This is a genomic window from Pseudomonas sp. R3-41 (genome assembly GCF_054161485.1).
The window spans coordinates 21,122-36,824 of record NZ_CP096421.1 but is presented as its reverse complement, the minus strand read 5'-3'; the positions used below and the strand labels follow the sequence as shown (position 1 = coordinate 36,824).

General features: G+C 61.4%; 12 protein-coding genes. 7 read left to right on the top strand and 5 right to left on the bottom strand.

What is annotated here, in order from left to right:
• Positions 1-66: 66 nt before the first annotated feature.
• Both M1D99_RS00160 and M1D99_RS00155 read left to right on the top strand, forming a co-directional pair.
• Positions 67-846, top strand: coding sequence for an N-acetylmuramoyl-L-alanine amidase (locus M1D99_RS00160; RefSeq protein ID WP_434573331.1), 780 nt, complete (start codon positions 67-69; stop codon positions 844-846).
• 75 nt (positions 847-921) lie between these two features.
• Positions 922-2,535, top strand: a complete 1,614-nt coding sequence (locus tag M1D99_RS00155; RefSeq protein ID WP_434576653.1) for an EAL domain-containing protein — start codon at positions 922-924, stop codon at positions 2,533-2,535.
• Between the two features lie 8 nt (positions 2,536-2,543).
• Here the strand turns inward: M1D99_RS00155 and M1D99_RS00150 are convergent, their stop codons facing one another.
• Positions 2,544-4,334, bottom strand: coding sequence for an ATP-binding protein (locus tag M1D99_RS00150; protein WP_186706422.1), 1,791 nt, complete (start codon positions 4,332-4,334; stop codon positions 2,544-2,546).
• A 10-nt stretch (positions 4,335-4,344) separates the two neighbouring features.
• Positions 4,345-5,691 carry a sigma-54-dependent response regulator transcription factor AlgB gene (algB, locus tag M1D99_RS00145; protein WP_003177149.1) on the bottom strand — a complete coding sequence of 449 codons (1,347 nt, stop codon included), beginning with the start codon at positions 5,689-5,691 and terminating at the stop codon, positions 4,345-4,347.
• 438 nt (positions 5,692-6,129) lie between these two features.
• Between algB and M1D99_RS00140 the strand changes: the two genes are divergently transcribed.
• From M1D99_RS00140 to M1D99_RS00120, 5 genes are all read left to right on the top strand, one after another.
• Positions 6,130-6,435, top strand: a complete 306-nt coding sequence (locus M1D99_RS00140) for a hypothetical protein (protein ID WP_186706421.1) — start codon at positions 6,130-6,132, stop codon at positions 6,433-6,435.
• A gap of 80 nt (positions 6,436-6,515) precedes the next feature.
• On the top strand, positions 6,516-6,680 hold the full coding sequence (locus M1D99_RS00135) for a DUF1328 domain-containing protein (RefSeq protein WP_003177151.1): 165 nt from the start codon (positions 6,516-6,518) through the stop codon (positions 6,678-6,680).
• 2 nt (positions 6,681-6,682) lie between these two features.
• Entirely contained in the window at positions 6,683-7,147 is a 465-nt protein-coding gene (locus M1D99_RS00130) for an inhibitor of vertebrate lysozyme family protein (RefSeq protein ID WP_186728490.1), read from the top strand.
• A gap of 704 nt (positions 7,148-7,851) precedes the next feature.
• Positions 7,852-9,183, top strand: a complete 1,332-nt coding sequence (gene gltP / locus M1D99_RS00125; protein WP_434573328.1) for a glutamate/aspartate:proton symporter GltP — start codon at positions 7,852-7,854, stop codon at positions 9,181-9,183.
• A gap of 280 nt (positions 9,184-9,463) precedes the next feature.
• Positions 9,464-10,693: a nucleoside recognition domain-containing protein gene (locus M1D99_RS00120; RefSeq protein ID WP_458131227.1), complete on the top strand. Its 1,230-nt coding sequence runs from the start codon at positions 9,464-9,466 to the stop codon at positions 10,691-10,693.
• A 297-nt stretch (positions 10,694-10,990) separates the two neighbouring features.
• On the opposite strand, the gene M1D99_RS00115 is transcribed toward M1D99_RS00120, so the two are convergent.
• From M1D99_RS00115 to M1D99_RS00105, 3 genes are all read right to left on the bottom strand, one after another.
• Positions 10,991-11,998: a DUF5924 family protein gene (locus tag M1D99_RS00115; RefSeq protein ID WP_186706417.1), complete on the bottom strand. Its 1,008-nt coding sequence runs from the start codon at positions 11,996-11,998 to the stop codon at positions 10,991-10,993.
• A 263-nt stretch (positions 11,999-12,261) separates the two neighbouring features.
• Positions 12,262-13,650, bottom strand: a complete 1,389-nt coding sequence (locus M1D99_RS00110) for a M16 family metallopeptidase (protein WP_458131226.1) — start codon at positions 13,648-13,650, stop codon at positions 12,262-12,264.
• A gap of 215 nt (positions 13,651-13,865) precedes the next feature.
• Entirely contained in the window at positions 13,866-15,524 is a 1,659-nt protein-coding gene (locus M1D99_RS00105) for a Na/Pi cotransporter family protein (RefSeq protein ID WP_458131225.1), read from the bottom strand.
• Between the last annotated feature and the right edge of the window lie 179 nt (positions 15,525-15,703).

Genomic DNA, 15,703 nt, shown 5'->3' with positions numbered 1-15,703 from the left:
CACCGGATCATCGCGGGGCGATACGTTACACTGTTGCATTACTTCCAGCGCGTAATGCCTTCCGCCATGAAATTTCTTTCGCTCATCGTTGCTTTAATTGTCCTGGCCGGCTGCACCAGCGGCCCGCGGTTCGACACCAGTCACCCTTCCGTCAATCATGACAACCGCATCCAATTCGTGGTGGTGCATTACACCTCGGCTTCCCTGGAACGTTCCCTGGCCCTGCTGACCCACGGCGAAGTCAGTGCCCATTACCTGATTGGCGACGATAAGGACGCAACCATCTACAAGTTGGTGGATGAAAGCCGACGTGCCTGGCACGCCGGGGAAAGTGAATGGGAAGGTCGGACCTGGCTCAATTCCAGTTCCATTGGCATCGAAATCGTCAATCCGGGTTTCATCGACACGCCCACCGGGCGTCTCTGGTATCCCTACAGCGAAGTCCAGGTCCAGGCGCTGACCGTGTTGCTCAAGGACATCCTGAAGCGCAACGGGCTCAACCCGCGCAGCATCATCGGCCACAGCGACATCGCGCCCCTGCGCAAGCTCGATCCAGGCCCGCTGTTTCCATGGAAGCGCCTGGCGCAGGCGGGCTTGGGAGTATGGCCGGACGAGCAGGCAGTCGCGCGCCAGCAGGTACTCTTCGCCGCGCAGCTACCGTCCGCCAGTTGGTTCCAGGCCGAACTGGCCCGCCTGGGCTACCCAACGCCCCAGACCGGCGAATGGGACGTGGCCACCCAACAGGTGCTGGCCGCCTTCCAGATGCACTACCGTCCGACCCGCTTCGACGGCACACCGGACGCGCAAAGCGCGGCGATTCTGCAGGTGCTCAACCAGACAAAATAATGACGCCCGTCCGACGAATCGGGCCAAATCCAAATCAGAGGCTATAACTCATTGGTAACTTTCGGATTACCGATGATGACGGCTGCCCGCGAAAACCTACAGAGCTGGCTCCATCGCCCCCTTTTCCTGGCGATGATAGCGGCTGCCCTGAGTACCGTCCTGCTGCTGGCGGGCAGTCTGTTCGTGGTGGTGCAGCAGATCCAGCAGCGTGAAAGCGACCAGATGAATGCCCAGGGCGAGCGCTTCCTGCTCCGGCTGGAACAGCTCTTCGGGCAACTGCGTGAAAGCCTCGACGACCTGCAAAACCAGCCCTTGCGCGGCTGCGACGATGACATGATCGCAACCTTGCGCGAGGTCAGCTTCAACTACCGTTTCGTTTATGAAGCGGTGTACATCGATGGCAGCGGCGTTTGTACCAATCGCCCGCGCCCGAGTGGATTGTCGGTGACCCGCCCGCCCGACCTCCGGGGCCCGACCTACAGTTATTGGCTCAATACCACCACCGAACCCAATGAAGACCGCGCGGCGTTGATGCTAGGGCGCGGCAATTTCCGCGTCGCGACCTCCCGTGGACATTTGGCCGACGTGGTCGACCTGCCACCCGGCAGCAGTCTTCTAGTGGTCCTGGATCATGGCGAGCGGGCCATTCCCGTGTTGGGCACCCAACAACGCTGGCCGCCCGCGGAGCCTTGGCCACCGAAAAGCCAAAATGCCTTGCAGGTAACGCAGACCCGGCTGATCTATCGGATGCCCACCGACAGCCCGGAATATCAGCTAGTGCTGATTGCCCAGCGCAACGGTTTCAAGGTTCCGCCCTATGCTTGGTGGATGTTGCCCATCAGCCTGGTGCTGGGCCTGGGGATTGGTTTCCAGGTGTATCTCCTGGCACGCCACCGCCAGTCCATGGATGCCGAACTGCACGGGGCCATTCGGCGCGGTGAACTACAGGTGTTGTACCAGCCGATTTTCGACCTCGACAGCCGCAACTGCGTCGGCGCCGAAGCCTTGCTGCGCTGGCGACGACCGGACGGCACCCTGACCAGCCCGGACTTGTTTATCCCGATGGCCGAGAACACCGGGCAGATCCGCCAGATCACCGATTTCGTGCTGCAGCGGCTGTTCGACCAATTGGGCCAGCTGTTGCGGGCCAATCCGCAGCTGTATATCTCGGTGAACCTGGCGGCCTGCGATGTAATGGTGCCGCGTATAGGCGAAGTCATCGCGCGCCTGTTAGCCCTACATCGGGTCTCGGCGAACCAGATTGCCTTCGAAGTGACCGAGCGCGGGCTGATCGATGTATTGGTCGCCCGGGATAACCTGCAATCGCTGCGTGATGTCGGGCACCAGGTATTGATCGACGATTTTGGCACCGGTTATTGCAGCCTGGCCTACTTGCAGACCCTGCCGGTGGATTGCCTGAAAATCGACAAGGCTTTCATCGACGCCTTGGGCCACGATGCCGCCAGCAGCGGCGTGGCCCCGCATATCATTCGCATGGCCCACGCCCTGGAACTCAAAGTGATCGCCGAAGGCATCGAGCATGAAGCCCAGGCCTCCTATTTGAGCAGCGAAGGGGTGAGGTTCGGCCAGGGCTGGCTGTTCGCCCATGCTCTTAGCGCGGTGCAGCTCATTGAGTTGATTACCCGCGGCCGACGCCTGCGCGGACGTCGCCTTGATGATGAAGCCTAAGCCGTGAGTCAGACCGTCAGCGCCATGTAGAACTGCGTGCCCTGCCCCGGCCTTGAATACACGCCCATGCGTCCGCCGTGGAGCTGGACGATCTCCTTGCACAGGGCCAGGCCGAGACCGGCGCCACCCTTCTTGCGTCCGACCTGGACGAAAGGCTCGAAGATCCGTCCCTGTTGGCCGTAGGCAATGCCTTCACCGTTGTCTTCGACGCTGATGATCACCCGCTCGCCATGGCGTCGGGCCTGCAAGCGGATCTGGCCGTCTTCGCCGGTGTGGCGCATGGCGTTGTCGATCAGGTTGTCGAGCACGCGATCCAGCTGCCCGGCGTCGGCGTGCAACCGTGGCAACGGACCCTGGATGGCCACGAGCAGCTCGATACCCTTGGCGTGGGCCTGTTCGGCGAACCGCAACCGGGCGTCCTCCAGCAGGTCGTCGATGGAGCAAGGCGCCAGGGTCAGCTTTTGCAGGCCGTTCTGGTAGCGAGAGAAATTCAGCAGGTCATTGATCAGTTGCATCAGCCGCTGCATTTCTTCCGTGACGGTGTTAAGCAGGTCCGCCTCGCGGGACTCCGGCGGGAAGTGCAGGCGTTCCTGCAACAGGCCGAATGCCATGTGCATGCCCGTCACCGGCGTTCGCAGCTCGTGGGAGGCACGCAGGACGAACTCGCTGCGCACCCGTTCGAAGGCGCGCTGTTCGGTGACGTCATGCAGCACCATGACCGCGCCGAGGATGTGGCCCTGGGTATGACTGACCGGCGTGAGGCTGTAGGTCAGCACCCGCGATTCGCCGTCGACCTCGATGCTCAGGTCTTCCGGTGCGCGCTCCAGGGTTCCACCGCGCAATACCAGGTGCAATTCTTCATCCAGTTCCAAGCGTCCCAAGGCCTCGCCCAGCCCTTGGCCCAGGCGCGCCTCATCCCAGCCCAATTGGCGCTGGGCCACCGGGTTGAGGTGTTCCAACCGGCCTTGGCGGTCGATCATCAGCAAGCCGTCGTCGATGCTGTCGAGCACGGCTTGCAAACGTTGCTGGCCGGCGAGCAGTTCATCGACATTGGTGGCTTGGTGTTCGCGCAGTGCCTGGGCCATGACCCCGAAACGACGGGTCAGCAGATTCAACTCGGCGGCGGAAGAAATGGGCAGCGTGACCTCGAAATTGCCCTGGCCGATGTCATCCGCCGCCGCGGCCAGCGCCTCGATCGGCGCGCCGAAACGCCGGGCAATGCCGTGGGCCGTAATAAAGCCGATGACCAGCACCGCCAGCCCCACCAGGCCCAGCAGCCCGGAAATCCACATCGCACGTTTCCGGGCGCGGTCCTGGGTTTCACTGATGTTGGTCAAGGCCTCGCGATAACCCTCGATCAACCCGTTACGCAGCACGTTGAATTTCTCGGTGAGCGCCTTGATACCGGTGAGCTGGCTCGCCTGCTGGCGAGACGCGGTGAAAGCCTCGAGAAACTCGACATAGTCGGCCTTGGCCCGGCTGAAGCTGACCGCTGCATCGTCCAGTTTTCGTTCGTGGGCAATCCCCTCGTCGATCAACGCCAGGTATTGCTGCTTGGACGCCTCCAGCGCAGCCAGGTTGGGCTTGTCGTCGAGCATGATCATCAACTGATCGCCCAGGGTCTGGCGCAGCTTGAGGCCCAGGTCCAGCAGGATGAAGTTGTCGCGTACCGATTGTTCCTGGGTGTTGGCCATCTGCATCACGCTGACCAAGCCAAGCACCAGCCCCAGCAAGGCCACGGTGATCAGCGCCGAAATGCTGAGAAACAGTCGCGTGCGCAGCTTCATCGCCAGTTTCATAAGGTGTCGCTCACAGGTTGTACTGCTTGCGTTTGCGATACAGCGTGGAAGCATCGATACCCAGGGTCTTGGCCGCCTGGTCGAGGGTATCGGCCGTGGCCAGCACCGCACCGATGTGGGCCTTTTCCAATTCATCGAGGCTCAAAGCGGCACCGATGCGCGGCGCATTGTTGACAGGCTGCTCGGCCATGCCCAAGTGACTGATTTCGACTTTTTCCTGTGGGCAGATGATGCTGGCGCGCTCGACCACGTTGCGCAGTTCGCGGATGTTGCCGGGCCAGCGATAGCCTAGCAGCGCTTCCCGCGCCTCGTCGCTGAAGCCCCGGGCCGGGCGCGCGTATTCCTTGACGAAGCGGGCCAGGAAGCGATCGGCCAGGGTCAGGATGTCTTCGGCGCGCTCACGCAGCGGCGGCAGGTGAAGGGTGATGACGTTCAGGCGATACAGCAGGTCTTCGCGAAAACGCCCGTCGCGCACCATGTCTTCGAGGTTGAGGTTGGTGGCGGCGAGAATTCGCACATCGGCGCGGCGGGTGACCGGGTCCCCTACCCGCTCATATTCCTTGTCTTGGATAAAACGCAACAACTTTGGTTGCAAAGTCAGTGGAAAATCGCCGATCTCGTCGAGAAACAGTGTACCGCCGTCGGCCTGGTTGACCCGGCCCAAGGTACTTTCGCTGGCGCCGGTGAACGCCCCTCGGCTATGGCCAAACAACTCGCTTTCCATCAATTCGGCGGTCAGTGACGGGCAATTGATGGTGACGCAGGATTTCTTCGCGCGCTTGCTCCAACCGTGGATCGCTCGAGCCAGCTCGCCTTTACCGGTGCCGGATTCGCCGAGGATCAGGATGTTGGCGTCGGTGCTGGCCACCTGGCGCGCGGTCTCCAGCACGACTTTCATCGCCGGACTGTGGGAGTCGAGGCCGTCCTTGGGTTTGCGCACCTCGCCTTCCAAGGCTTCGAGCCTTGCCGACAGTTGGCGCACTTCCAGTTGCTTGGCGGTGGCCAGGCGCAGCTGATCCGGGCTGCAAGGCTTGACCAGGTAATCGGCGGCGCCAGCCTGGATGGCATCGACCGCGGTGTCGACGGCCGAGTGGGCGGTGACGATCACCACTCGCATCCACGGGGCTTGGATACGCATTTGTGCCAGGACATCCAAGCCGTTGTCTTCCCCCAGGCGCAGGTCGAGAAAACACAGGTCGAACACCTGGCGTTGCAGCAGTGCGTCGGCTTGGGCAGCGCTGTTGGCCGTGGCGACGGTATAGCCTTCGTCTTCCAGGCAGTAACGGAACGTACGCAGGATGGCGGACTCGTCGTCTACCAGCAGAATGCGGCCTTGGTGCTCAGTGGCGGATTCCATTTTTCCTACGCTCCTTTATTGAATGATGTTGGTTAGTGTCAGAAAAATCGGGCAAGTTGCATGGTCGATTCTGAGGGGATATTACCCACCGAGCGTGCCTCTGTGGATGTCTGACTCCTAAAAGCCTGATTTGAGTTCCTTTTTTTCTGCTTCCTACGGGTCGGACGGTTCGTATCGCTGATTCCGACGGTTGCGTCTGACAGGCAGTTCCAAAACAACCTGACGCGTTTTCTTTTTCCACTCGTGCAATACGCACGACAGGCGCGCGGGCCATCGTGCAGGATGCGTTCCCTGAGTTTTGTGGTGATTCCACAACATATTGATTTTAAAGAGATTTATCTGAACAAAATCCTGGCACGGCGGCTGCAATGCTCTGGTCAACGTTGGCGTATAAGCGCCTCAACCAGACACCACACCCGGGTGGGGAGGAATTTCAGGATGAATCGTCAAAGTGCCGCCCAATTTAAAAGCGCCGCCCAATTTCGACTCTCTTCTCTGCACCTCCAGCAGGGCTTGTGGGCAGCCCTGGCCCTGTTGGTCACGCTCGTGATTGGCCAGCAATGGTTGCTCTGGCAGGAGCGTCAGCAACCAGAAGCGCCGCAAGTTTCGATTCATCGCGCCCCACAAACCCACTTCAGCGCCGTCAGCAACCTCAAGGACGCTTCCTCTGCCATGCGCATGATGGATGTCGATCAGGTTCAGCCAATGACCGACATGCCGCGTGAAGAGCGCTGGGTGTTTTAACCCGATGTACCGGTCGTCCACTGCGCCGGAACCATCACCGCCAGACCCTCACTAAATAGAAAAGCGTAAGGAGAATCACCATGTTGAGCTGGGCAATTACCTTCCTGATCATTGCCATCATCGCCGCCGTACTGGGCTTCGGTGGTATCGCAGGCACCGCCACGGGCATCGCCAAGATTCTCTTTGTCGTGTTCCTGGTGATGTTCATTGCTTCCTTCTTCTTTGGCCGTCGTGGCCGAGGCTGACCATGAGCGTTTCATTCAAAGGACTGGCCGCCGCCCTGTTGCTGGGCGGCAGTGCCATGGCAATGGCTGCCAATGACGGACAGATGCGCGTCAACCAAGTGCTGCAGGCGGACCCGCAATACCGCGAGACTTGGCAGCACGTCGTGAAAAAAGAAGAACGCCTGCCGGAATGGGTGATGAACCTGACAGGCGATTCGGAACAGATGAATGCTGTCGAGGAAGACGGCGACAAGTACTTGGTGGGGCCGCTCTGTGAAGCCCAGGCGACGTGCCGCAACAAGCGTCTGATCGTTGCCTTCAGTTTCGACAAGGACGAGGCCTATGCCATGTTGGTGGAAGTCCCTGCCGGACTGCCCGCCGACAAGTCCCCAACCCGTCATGCCGATTACCGTTTCCTCGGTAATCCCAATGAAGGTATGCAAGAACTGTTGATGGAACAACTCAAGAAAGATCCGAACTGGTACTGATTCTGAAAACGGGAAAAGCAGCCCTGCTTTTCCCTGCTGCACAGCCCGAGGAGGGCCGGTGCATGACCAGGGGGCCGGGACGTTCTGACGGATGAGCGTCGGAGTGACCTACGGGCACAAGGGGTGCCTGCGAAAGGGCCGGGTCAGGTAAAAGCTGCGACGCAAGTTCGCAAAGCCCGCATGGCTTGGCGAACTTGCGTAGAGCTTCGTGTCGCACAATGCGTGAGCCAGAGCGATTGGGTTCTTCTGGCGTCATACGCCGGCCGCGATGCGGCATTTTGTCTCCTCCCGCCAATTTATTGCCCTTTCCCTGACCGTATATCGGAGAATGCCGAGATAAATTGTCTCGTGGGCTGCGCTTCGATGCGTTGCCATTTCATCGGTTTACCAACCCAGGCTGAATCAGCCCAGCTACGCTGAAATGGCCGCTCCACGGCACTTATGCCTGCATAAATGGCGCATTCGAACCGCTTGTTAGGCGGGTTTCGTTTGGAAAATCTCATGCCGATTCGGCATGGGGTAGGCGTTTACGGCATTAGACGATCCCCCCTGGCATCGCAATAGTTGCGCCTTTTTTCGCCTGCCAGTAAGCCGCTCGCGCGTGCTCGGGGTGACCTTATACGGGGGCAGGGGCGCGAATGTTTTTCGTCATCGACGAGCCATTCGCGCCCCTGTCCGAGTCCAACTGAAGTAAGGGTAACGATATGAAGAAGGCACGACTAAGCCTCGCCTGGCAGATCCTCATCGGTCTGGTGCTAGGGATTGCATTGGGCGCGCTGCTCAACCATTTCAGTGCCGAGAAGGCCTGGTGGATCAGCAACGTGCTGCAACCGGCGGGCGATATCTTTATCCGTCTGATCAAGATGATCGTGATCCCGATCGTGATTTCCTCGCTGATCGTCGGCATCGCCGGAGTGGGTGATGCCAAGAAGCTCGGGCGTATCGGTCTCAAGACCATCCTTTACTTCGAAATCGTCACCACCATCGCCATCGTCGTCGGCCTGCTGTTGGCCAACTTCTTCCAGCCGGGCAGTGGCATCGACATGAGCACCCTGGGTACGGTGGATATTTCCAAGTACCAGGCCACGGCGGCGGAAGTCCAGCATGAACATGCGTTCATCGAGACCATCCTCAACCTGATCCCGTCGAACATCTTTGCCGCCGTCGCCCGTGGCGAGATGCTGCCGATCATTTTCTTCTCCGTCTTGTTCGGCCTGGGCCTGTCCAGCCTGCAATCGGACTTGCGCGAGCCGCTGGTGAAAATGTTCCAGGGCGTGTCGGAAAGCATGTTCAAAGTCACCCACATGATCATGCAGTACGCCCCGATCGGTGTGTTTGCCCTGATCGCGGTGACAGTCGCCAACTTCGGCTTCGCCTCCCTGCTGCCGTTGGCGAAACTGGTGATCCTGGTTTACGTCGCCATCGCCTTCTTCGCCTTCGTCGTGCTGGGCCTGATCGCCCGCCTGTTCGGCTTCTCGGTGCTCAAGCTGATGCGCATCTTCAAGGATGAGCTGGTGCTGGCCTACTCCACCGCCAGTTCCGAAACCGTGCTGCCGCGCGTGATCGAGAAGATGGAAGCCTACGGTGCGCCGAAAGCCATCTGCAGCTTCGTGGTGCCGACCGGTTATTCGTTCAACCTTGATGGCTCGACCCTGTACCAGAGCATCGCGGCGATTTTCATCGCCCAGCTGTACGGCATCGACCTGTCCATCAGCCAGCAATTGCTGCTGGTGCTGACGCTGATGGTCACGTCCAAGGGCATTGCCGGCGTGCCGGGCGTGTCGTTCGTGGTGCTGCTGGCCACCTTGGGCAGCGTGGGTATTCCGCTGGAAGGCCTGGCCTTCATCGCTGGTGTCGACCGCATCATGGACATGGCCCGTACTGCGCTGAACGTTATTGGCAACGCCCTGGCGGTGTTGGTCATCGCGCGTTGGGAAGGCATGTACGACGATGCCAAGGGGCAGCGCTACTGGAACTCCCTGCCGCACTGGCGCAGCAAGGAGCCACTGCCGGCGGGGGAAACTTCCAGCCGCTAATCGCTGAGGGAGGTTGGGCCAGCAGCAAAGTGCCTGAACAACCCCGGTCACTGTGGGAGCCGAGCTTGCTCGCGATTGCGGTGTGTCAGCCAACATCAATATTGACTGATCCGCCGCCATCGCGAGCAAGCTCGGCTCCCACAGGTGCTTCTCACAGGGATGCCCCCCACAAGCTCTTTGTGATCCCAGTGCAGTGCCAACCAAACCCCGGAGCAATCCGGGGTTTGTCGTTTCTGTCAGCCCCGCTATCATTCGCGGCATCTTCCGAGGGACTTAACCGATGCTCAATGGCCTGTGGCTTGGCTTCTTTATCGTGGCAGCCGTGTCGGCGCTGGCGCAGTGGCTGATTGGCGGCAACGCCGGGATCTTCGCGGCCATGGTGGAAAGCATCTTCGCCATGGCCAAGCTGTCGGTGGAGGTGATGGTCCTGCTGTTCGGTACCTTGACCCTGTGGCTGGGCTTCCTGCGCATCGCCGAAAAGGCCGGGATCGTCGACTGGCTGGCCAAGGCCCTCGGCCCGCTGTTCTTGCGCTTGATGCCGGAAGTGCCTGCCGGCCATCCGGCGATCGGCCTGATCACCCTCAACTTCGCCGCCAACGGCCTGGGGCTGGACAACGCGGCCACCCCCATCGGCCTCAAGGCCATGCGCGTCCTGCAAGACCTCAACCCCAGCCCGACCATCGCCAGCAACGCGCAAATCCTGTTCCTGGTGCTCAATGCCTCGTCGCTGACCCTGCTGCCGGTGACCATCTTCATGTACCGCGCCCAGCAAGGCGCGCCGGATCCGACCCTGGTGTTCCTGCCGATCCTGCTCGCCACCAGCGCCTCGACCCTGATGGGGCTGCTGTCCGTGGCGTTCATGCAACGCCTGCGCCTGTGGGACCCGGTGGTGCTGGCTTACCTGATTCCGGGTGCGCTGGTGCTGGGTGGTTTCATGGCGCTGTTGGCGACGCTCTCGGCCACGGCGCTGGCGGGGTTGTCATCGATCCTCGGCAACCTGACGCTGTTCGGCCTGATCATCTTGTTCCTGGTGGTGGGCTCACTGCGCAAGGTCAAGGTGTATGAAGCCTTTGTCGAAGGCGCCAAAGAAGGGTTCGACGTTGCCAAGAGCCTGCTGCCGTACCTGGTGGCCATGCTCTGCGCCGTCGGCGTGCTGCGGGCCTCGGGCGCGCTGGATTTCGGCTTGGACGGTATCCGTCACCTGGTGCAGTGGGCCGGCCTGGACACGCGGTTCGTCGATGCCTTGCCGACTGCCATGGTCAAGCCGTTCTCTGGCAGCGCCGCCCGGGCCATGTTGATCGAGACCATGAAGACCTCCGGCGTGGACAGCTTCCCGGCCCTGGTGGCCGCGACCATCCAGGGCAGCACCGAGACCACGTTCTACGTGCTGGCAGTGTATTTCGGTGCCGTGGGCATCCAGCGGGCGCGTCATGCCGTGGGCTGCGCGTTGCTGGCGGAGTTCGCCGGAGTCGTGGCGGCGATTGGTGTGTGCTACTGGTTCTTTGGCTAAGCGGCGGGAATGAGTTTGCTCGCGATAGCGGTGATTCAGCTGACAGCGCTGCTGGATGTGCCGCCGTCATCGCGAGCAAGCCCGGCTCCCACAGGGTCCAGAGCCGGACATAAATATTGGCTACACCTCAGAACCACTGTGGAAGCTGAGCTTGTGGGAACAAGGCTTGCCCGCGATGCAAACACCTCGGTGTAGCGGATAGACCCAGGCGCTGCCATCGCGAGCAAGCTCGGCTCCCACAGGTCACCGCGAATCCCCGTGGGAGCGAGCTTGCTCGCGATAAGGTCCGAAGGACCTTCAGTCCGTCACCTCGAAACGCAGCACGCCGATCATCTGGCCGTTTTCCGTGAGCACTCGCACTTGCCATTTGCCGGTCGAATTTTCCGGGAAGTTCTGCTTGTGGGTCCAGGCGCGATAGCCTTCCTTGCGCCCGCCATGGATGTCCAGGGCGATGCGGTCGACTTCTTTGCCGTTGAACTGCCAGACGTGATAAATCCGCTCGTCGAGCCCTCGCGGCGCATTGATGGCCGTGTAGGCGTACAGGCCATTGCCGCGGATCTGCGCCGCGCTGACCTGCTTGAGGCTGGCGCCCGGCGTGCGGTCCTCCAGTTGGGTGCTGATGGCCACTTCGGTCATCCACAGCGTGGCCGGTGGCACCCAGGAGCGCAGCATCCACCCAGCGGCCCCAATCCCCACGGTGATGCAGAGGATCGCCAGGGCGTTGCGCACGGTGCGGATCGGGAAGATCGAGGCCAGGCTGGGAAACGACAGCAACATGGCAGTGCCCAGCGCCAGCTTGAAGCTCTGGTCGGTGGTCAGGTGCAGGATCACCGGCAACGCGGTGAGCAGGGCGGCGAACAGCGTCAGCGTGTGCAGCGCCAGGAACGCCCAGCGCCGGGGCGCCAGCCATTTGTAGTACAGCGGATCGGTGATCGAAATCAACGCCGCGATGGTCAGCAGCCCGGTGAAAAGCAGCTGGCTGCTGTTCCAGGTGGTGGTGATAAAGAAGAACGGCAGGACAAAAAACAGGCTTTCCTGGTGAATCATCTGCGTGGCATAGCGCAACAGCGGCTGGGGGATTTCCCGTTTGAAAATCCGCGTGAACAGCCGGGTCATGCTGTTCTCCACCATCAGCCAGAGCCAACTCACCAGCATCATGATGGCAATCCAGGTCGCCAGGCCCTGCTGGCGGTCCACCAGCATGAAACTGCCGACCCCGGAGATGAAACCGCCGAGCGCAATGACCCCTGGATAGCGCTTCATCAATTCAAGGATGCGCTGGAGATAGACCGTCAGGTTTTGCATTCAGTGGTTTCACAGTAAGTCGTAGGAAATATCCCTGACAGAGTATCGCCAGGACGATGACAAGGCGAGGAGCGCGACGCCTACCGTGGCTATCTTTTGTGGCGAGGGAGCTTGCTCCCGCTGGCCTGCGAAGCAGGCCCCTGCATTTCTTCAGACAGACCGCATTGCCCGGGGTTGCGACTGCTGCGCAGCCGAGCGGGAGCAAGCTCCCTCGCCACGGGATTTGAGTGCTCCTGAGCGAGGGTCATCGCGAGCAAGCTCGCTCAATCAGACGTCGGTCGCGCCCTGCGACTCCATCGCCACCCAATCCCCACCAGCAGCAACCCCAGCAAACCAGCCAGCCCCCAGACAAGCTCATCATCGCTGAGCAACGGCTTCTCGATGCGCAAATACCCCGGGTCCTTGAGCAGTTCGCGCAGGGCCGCGTTGGCCTGTTCCAGGCTCACCCCCTGCAGGCGGACCGCCGGGTTGGCGAAGCGGCCGTCTTCGTAGTCACCCAGGGCGCTCCAATAGTAATCGGCCAGTGCGCTGTTGCCTTGAACCGCCCAGGACTGATGGGCGATGGCCGCGCGTTTGATGCGCACGAAACTGGCCGGGTCAAGGCCATCCTTGAGCAAGGTCTTGCGCAGTTCTTCGAGGGCTTGTTCGGCTTCGGGCAGGTCCTCGCGGGACAGGTCGGCGTTCAGGCTGAAGAAGCCAACGCCGCCGAACACTTCGCGCTCGGTCCACGGCCCGTAGGACAGGCTGCGGTCCAGGCGCAATTGGCGATAGAGCGCCCAATCCAGGTAATCCTTGAGCAGGTCAAACGTCTCGTCATGTTGCTCGTCCAACACCGGCTCGGGGAACAGCCAATGCAGCTTGGCGCTGTCGCCGACCAGGCCACGGATCAGATTGCGCTTGGTGACCGCCTTGTAGCGGATCTGCGGCAGCGCCTCGTGGACGCTGGGCTCCACCGGTTCGAGCTCGCCAAAGGCGCGTTCCAGGTAGGCCGGCAGCAGTCGGTCGAGATCGCCGACCATGATCAGCGTCATGTTGTTCGGCGCATACCAGTCCTTTCGCACTTGTTCGAGGCGGGCGAGGGTATGGCGCTGGACCTCGGGCCGTTCCGCGCAGCGCAGGCCCAACTCAACCGCCAACTGATTGCTGGCCTTGTGGCCCAGGTCTTGGCGATCGAGCCAGCGTTGCAAGTGGGTGTAGTGGCCGCCGTCTTCGCGCTCCACCACCCGCTTGGCCGCTTCCAGGGCTTTTTCATCGATGCGGGTGCGGGTCAACAGCGCCAGCAGCAGGTCCAGGACCTTACGTTGATTGCGTGCCGGGGCCTCGATGACGAACGTGGTGTCGGCGTTGCTGGTGAACGCGTTCCACTCGCCACCCAAGGCTTGCATGCGCTCTTCCAGGCCGCCTTCGCCGCTTTCGTCGACGCCGCTGAACAGCAGGTGTTCGAGCAGGTGCGGCAGTTCCTTGTCGGCGCAACTGAAGTCGTCCAGGCCCACGCCCACCACCAGCCGGATCGCCACGTGCCCGCGCTCGGGGCCGGGCTTGAGCAGCAGTTGCAGGCCGTTGGGCAGCATGTAGCCTTCGACCTGGAACCGGTCCAGGGCGACCACGGGCAGTGAACCGAGCAAAAGAACGGCGAGCAACAGACAACGCATAAAGGCTTCCTGGCGGCTGGGTGGAGGTCCATGGTGTCGGGCAGGCCGTCAACGGCGGAGTGTCGCCCGGAGTCGGCTCGCTCCCCCTATTGAATCTATGCGGTGTTCATGACAACGGGAGCAGGCGGGCCGGTGAACGGTTTCAGGCCCGAGCCATTGTTTTTGACTGACGTTTTTCACTGACATTGTTACTGACTGATCAATGCGCCAGTCGTTCACGGCGAATGGGTAATGTCGCTAGTTTCATCGGCCGCCAGCGCGCCGATCTCGGACGTCTCTAGCACCACGTAGGCACTGCCGCAAAACAGCGAATTGAGGCGTCGCATGTCAGCGATCAGCTCCAGGTGCAGGGAACTGGTCTCCATGCTTTGTACGACTTTGCGTTGCAAACGGCTGACATGGGCGTGGGCCATGCGCCGCTCCTGCGCTCGAAAGCGACGTTTCTCACGCAGCAACTGCCGGGCGCTTTCCCGGTCGGCGCTGAGGAATACCGACAGGCCCAATCGCAGGTTGGCGATCAAGTGGCTGTGCAGCCCCGCCAATTCCTCCAGGCCGACCTCGGAAAAGGAACGACGTTGCGAGGTTTTCTGCTGCTGGACCTTGCGCAACATGCGCTCGATGAGGTCGCTGGCCAGCTTGAGGTTGATCGCCAGTTCGATGATCTCCGCCCAGCGGCGGCTGTCCTGTTCGCTGAGGTCCTCACGGGGCATTTGCGCCATGTACAACTTGATGGCACTGCACAGCGCTTCGACGTCATCGCTCATGCGCCGGACGTCCTGGGTCACCGCCGTTTGCGCTCCGCGCAGCACGTCCAGCATGGCTTCGAGCATGTTTTCGATCAGGTCGCCGATGCGCAAGGTTTCCCGGGCCGCGTTCGCCAGGGCCAGGCTCGGGGTGGCGAGGGCGGTGGCGTCCAGGTGGCGGGGCTTGGCCGTGCCGTTGGTCTCGGGCCGCTCCGGCAGCAGCCAGGCACAAAGCTTGGCCATCGGGCCGACGCTGGGCAGCAACACTAGGCACCGCACGGCGTTGTAGAGCAGATGGAAGCCGATCACGGTTTCCTGGGGGCTGAAATCCAGGCTATCGAGCCAGCCCACCAGCGGATCGAGCACCGGAATGATCAGCACCAGCCCGATCAGTTTGTACAGCAGGCTGCCCAGCGCCACCTGGCGTCCGGCGGTGTTCTGCATGCTGGTACTGAGGAACGCCAGGATGCCGCTGCCGATGTTGGCGCCGATCACCAGGCCGATGGCCACCGGCAGGCTGATCACCGCGGCGCCGGCCAGTGTCGCGGTCAGCAGCACGGCAGCGAGGCTGGAATAGGAGACCATCGCGAACAGCGCGCCGACCAACGCATCGAGCAGGATGTCGCCGGTCAGTGAGGCGAAGATCACTTTCACGCCTTGGGCGTGGGTGATGGGCGCCGCGGCTTCGACGATTAACTGCAAGGCGAGGATGATCAGGCCCAGGCCGATGCTGACCCGGCCCATTTGCCCGACGCGCGTCTGTTTGCGCGAGAGGAAAAAAATCACCCCGAGGAAAATCAGCAGCGGCGACAGCCACGACAGGTCGAGGGTCAGCACCCGTGCCATCAACGCGGTGCCGACATCGGCGCCGAGCATGGTCGCCAGGGCCGGGGTCAGCGCCATCAAGCCCTGGCCGACGAACGAGGTAACGAGCATGGCCGTGGCGTTGCTGCTCTGGACCATGGCCGTGACCATGATGCCGGCGATGAACGCCAGCCAGCGCCGGGACATGTTCTGGCTGATGACGTGGCGCAGGTTCGAGCCATAGACCCGCAGGATGCCGGTACGCACGATATGCGTGCCCCAGATCAGCAGGGCCACGGCGGAGAGCAAATTGAGCAGGGTCAGCATGAGAGGCCCCCTGTTAGCGTCCCAAAGGAACAAATGAGTGATGCGACATTCTTCGTTCTTGTACTTAAGCTGTAGTTGGCGAACGGTACGGGCGCCAGCATTGCACAGCTAAAGAATCGATTGAAACAAAACTGTCATGAAAACAGGTCGTCCAGAACGACAAAGATCCTGTGGGAGCG

Coding starts and splice junctions, on each gene's coding strand:
- M1D99_RS00160 (WP_434573331.1), top strand. CDS start 67: ATGAAATTTCTTTCGCTCATCGTTGCTTTAATTGTCCTGGCCGGCTGC.
- M1D99_RS00155 (WP_434576653.1), top strand. CDS start 922: ATGACGGCTGCCCGCGAAAACCTACAGAGCTGGCTCCATCGCCCCCTT.
- M1D99_RS00150 (WP_186706422.1), bottom strand. CDS start 4,334: ATGAAACTGGCGATGAAGCTGCGCACGCGACTGTTTCTCAGCATTTCG.
- algB (WP_003177149.1), bottom strand. CDS start 5,691: ATGGAATCCGCCACTGAGCACCAAGGCCGCATTCTGCTGGTAGACGAC.
- M1D99_RS00140 (WP_186706421.1), top strand. CDS start 6,130: ATGAATCGTCAAAGTGCCGCCCAATTTAAAAGCGCCGCCCAATTTCGA.
- M1D99_RS00135 (WP_003177151.1), top strand. CDS start 6,516: ATGTTGAGCTGGGCAATTACCTTCCTGATCATTGCCATCATCGCCGCC.
- M1D99_RS00130 (WP_186728490.1), top strand. CDS start 6,683: ATGAGCGTTTCATTCAAAGGACTGGCCGCCGCCCTGTTGCTGGGCGGC.
- gltP (WP_434573328.1), top strand. CDS start 7,852: ATGAAGAAGGCACGACTAAGCCTCGCCTGGCAGATCCTCATCGGTCTG.
- M1D99_RS00120 (WP_458131227.1), top strand. CDS start 9,464: ATGCTCAATGGCCTGTGGCTTGGCTTCTTTATCGTGGCAGCCGTGTCG.
- M1D99_RS00115 (WP_186706417.1), bottom strand. CDS start 11,998: ATGCAAAACCTGACGGTCTATCTCCAGCGCATCCTTGAATTGATGAAG.
- M1D99_RS00110 (WP_458131226.1), bottom strand. CDS start 13,650: ATGCGTTGTCTGTTGCTCGCCGTTCTTTTGCTCGGTTCACTGCCCGTG.
- M1D99_RS00105 (WP_458131225.1), bottom strand. CDS start 15,524: ATGCTGACCCTGCTCAATTTGCTCTCCGCCGTGGCCCTGCTGATCTGG.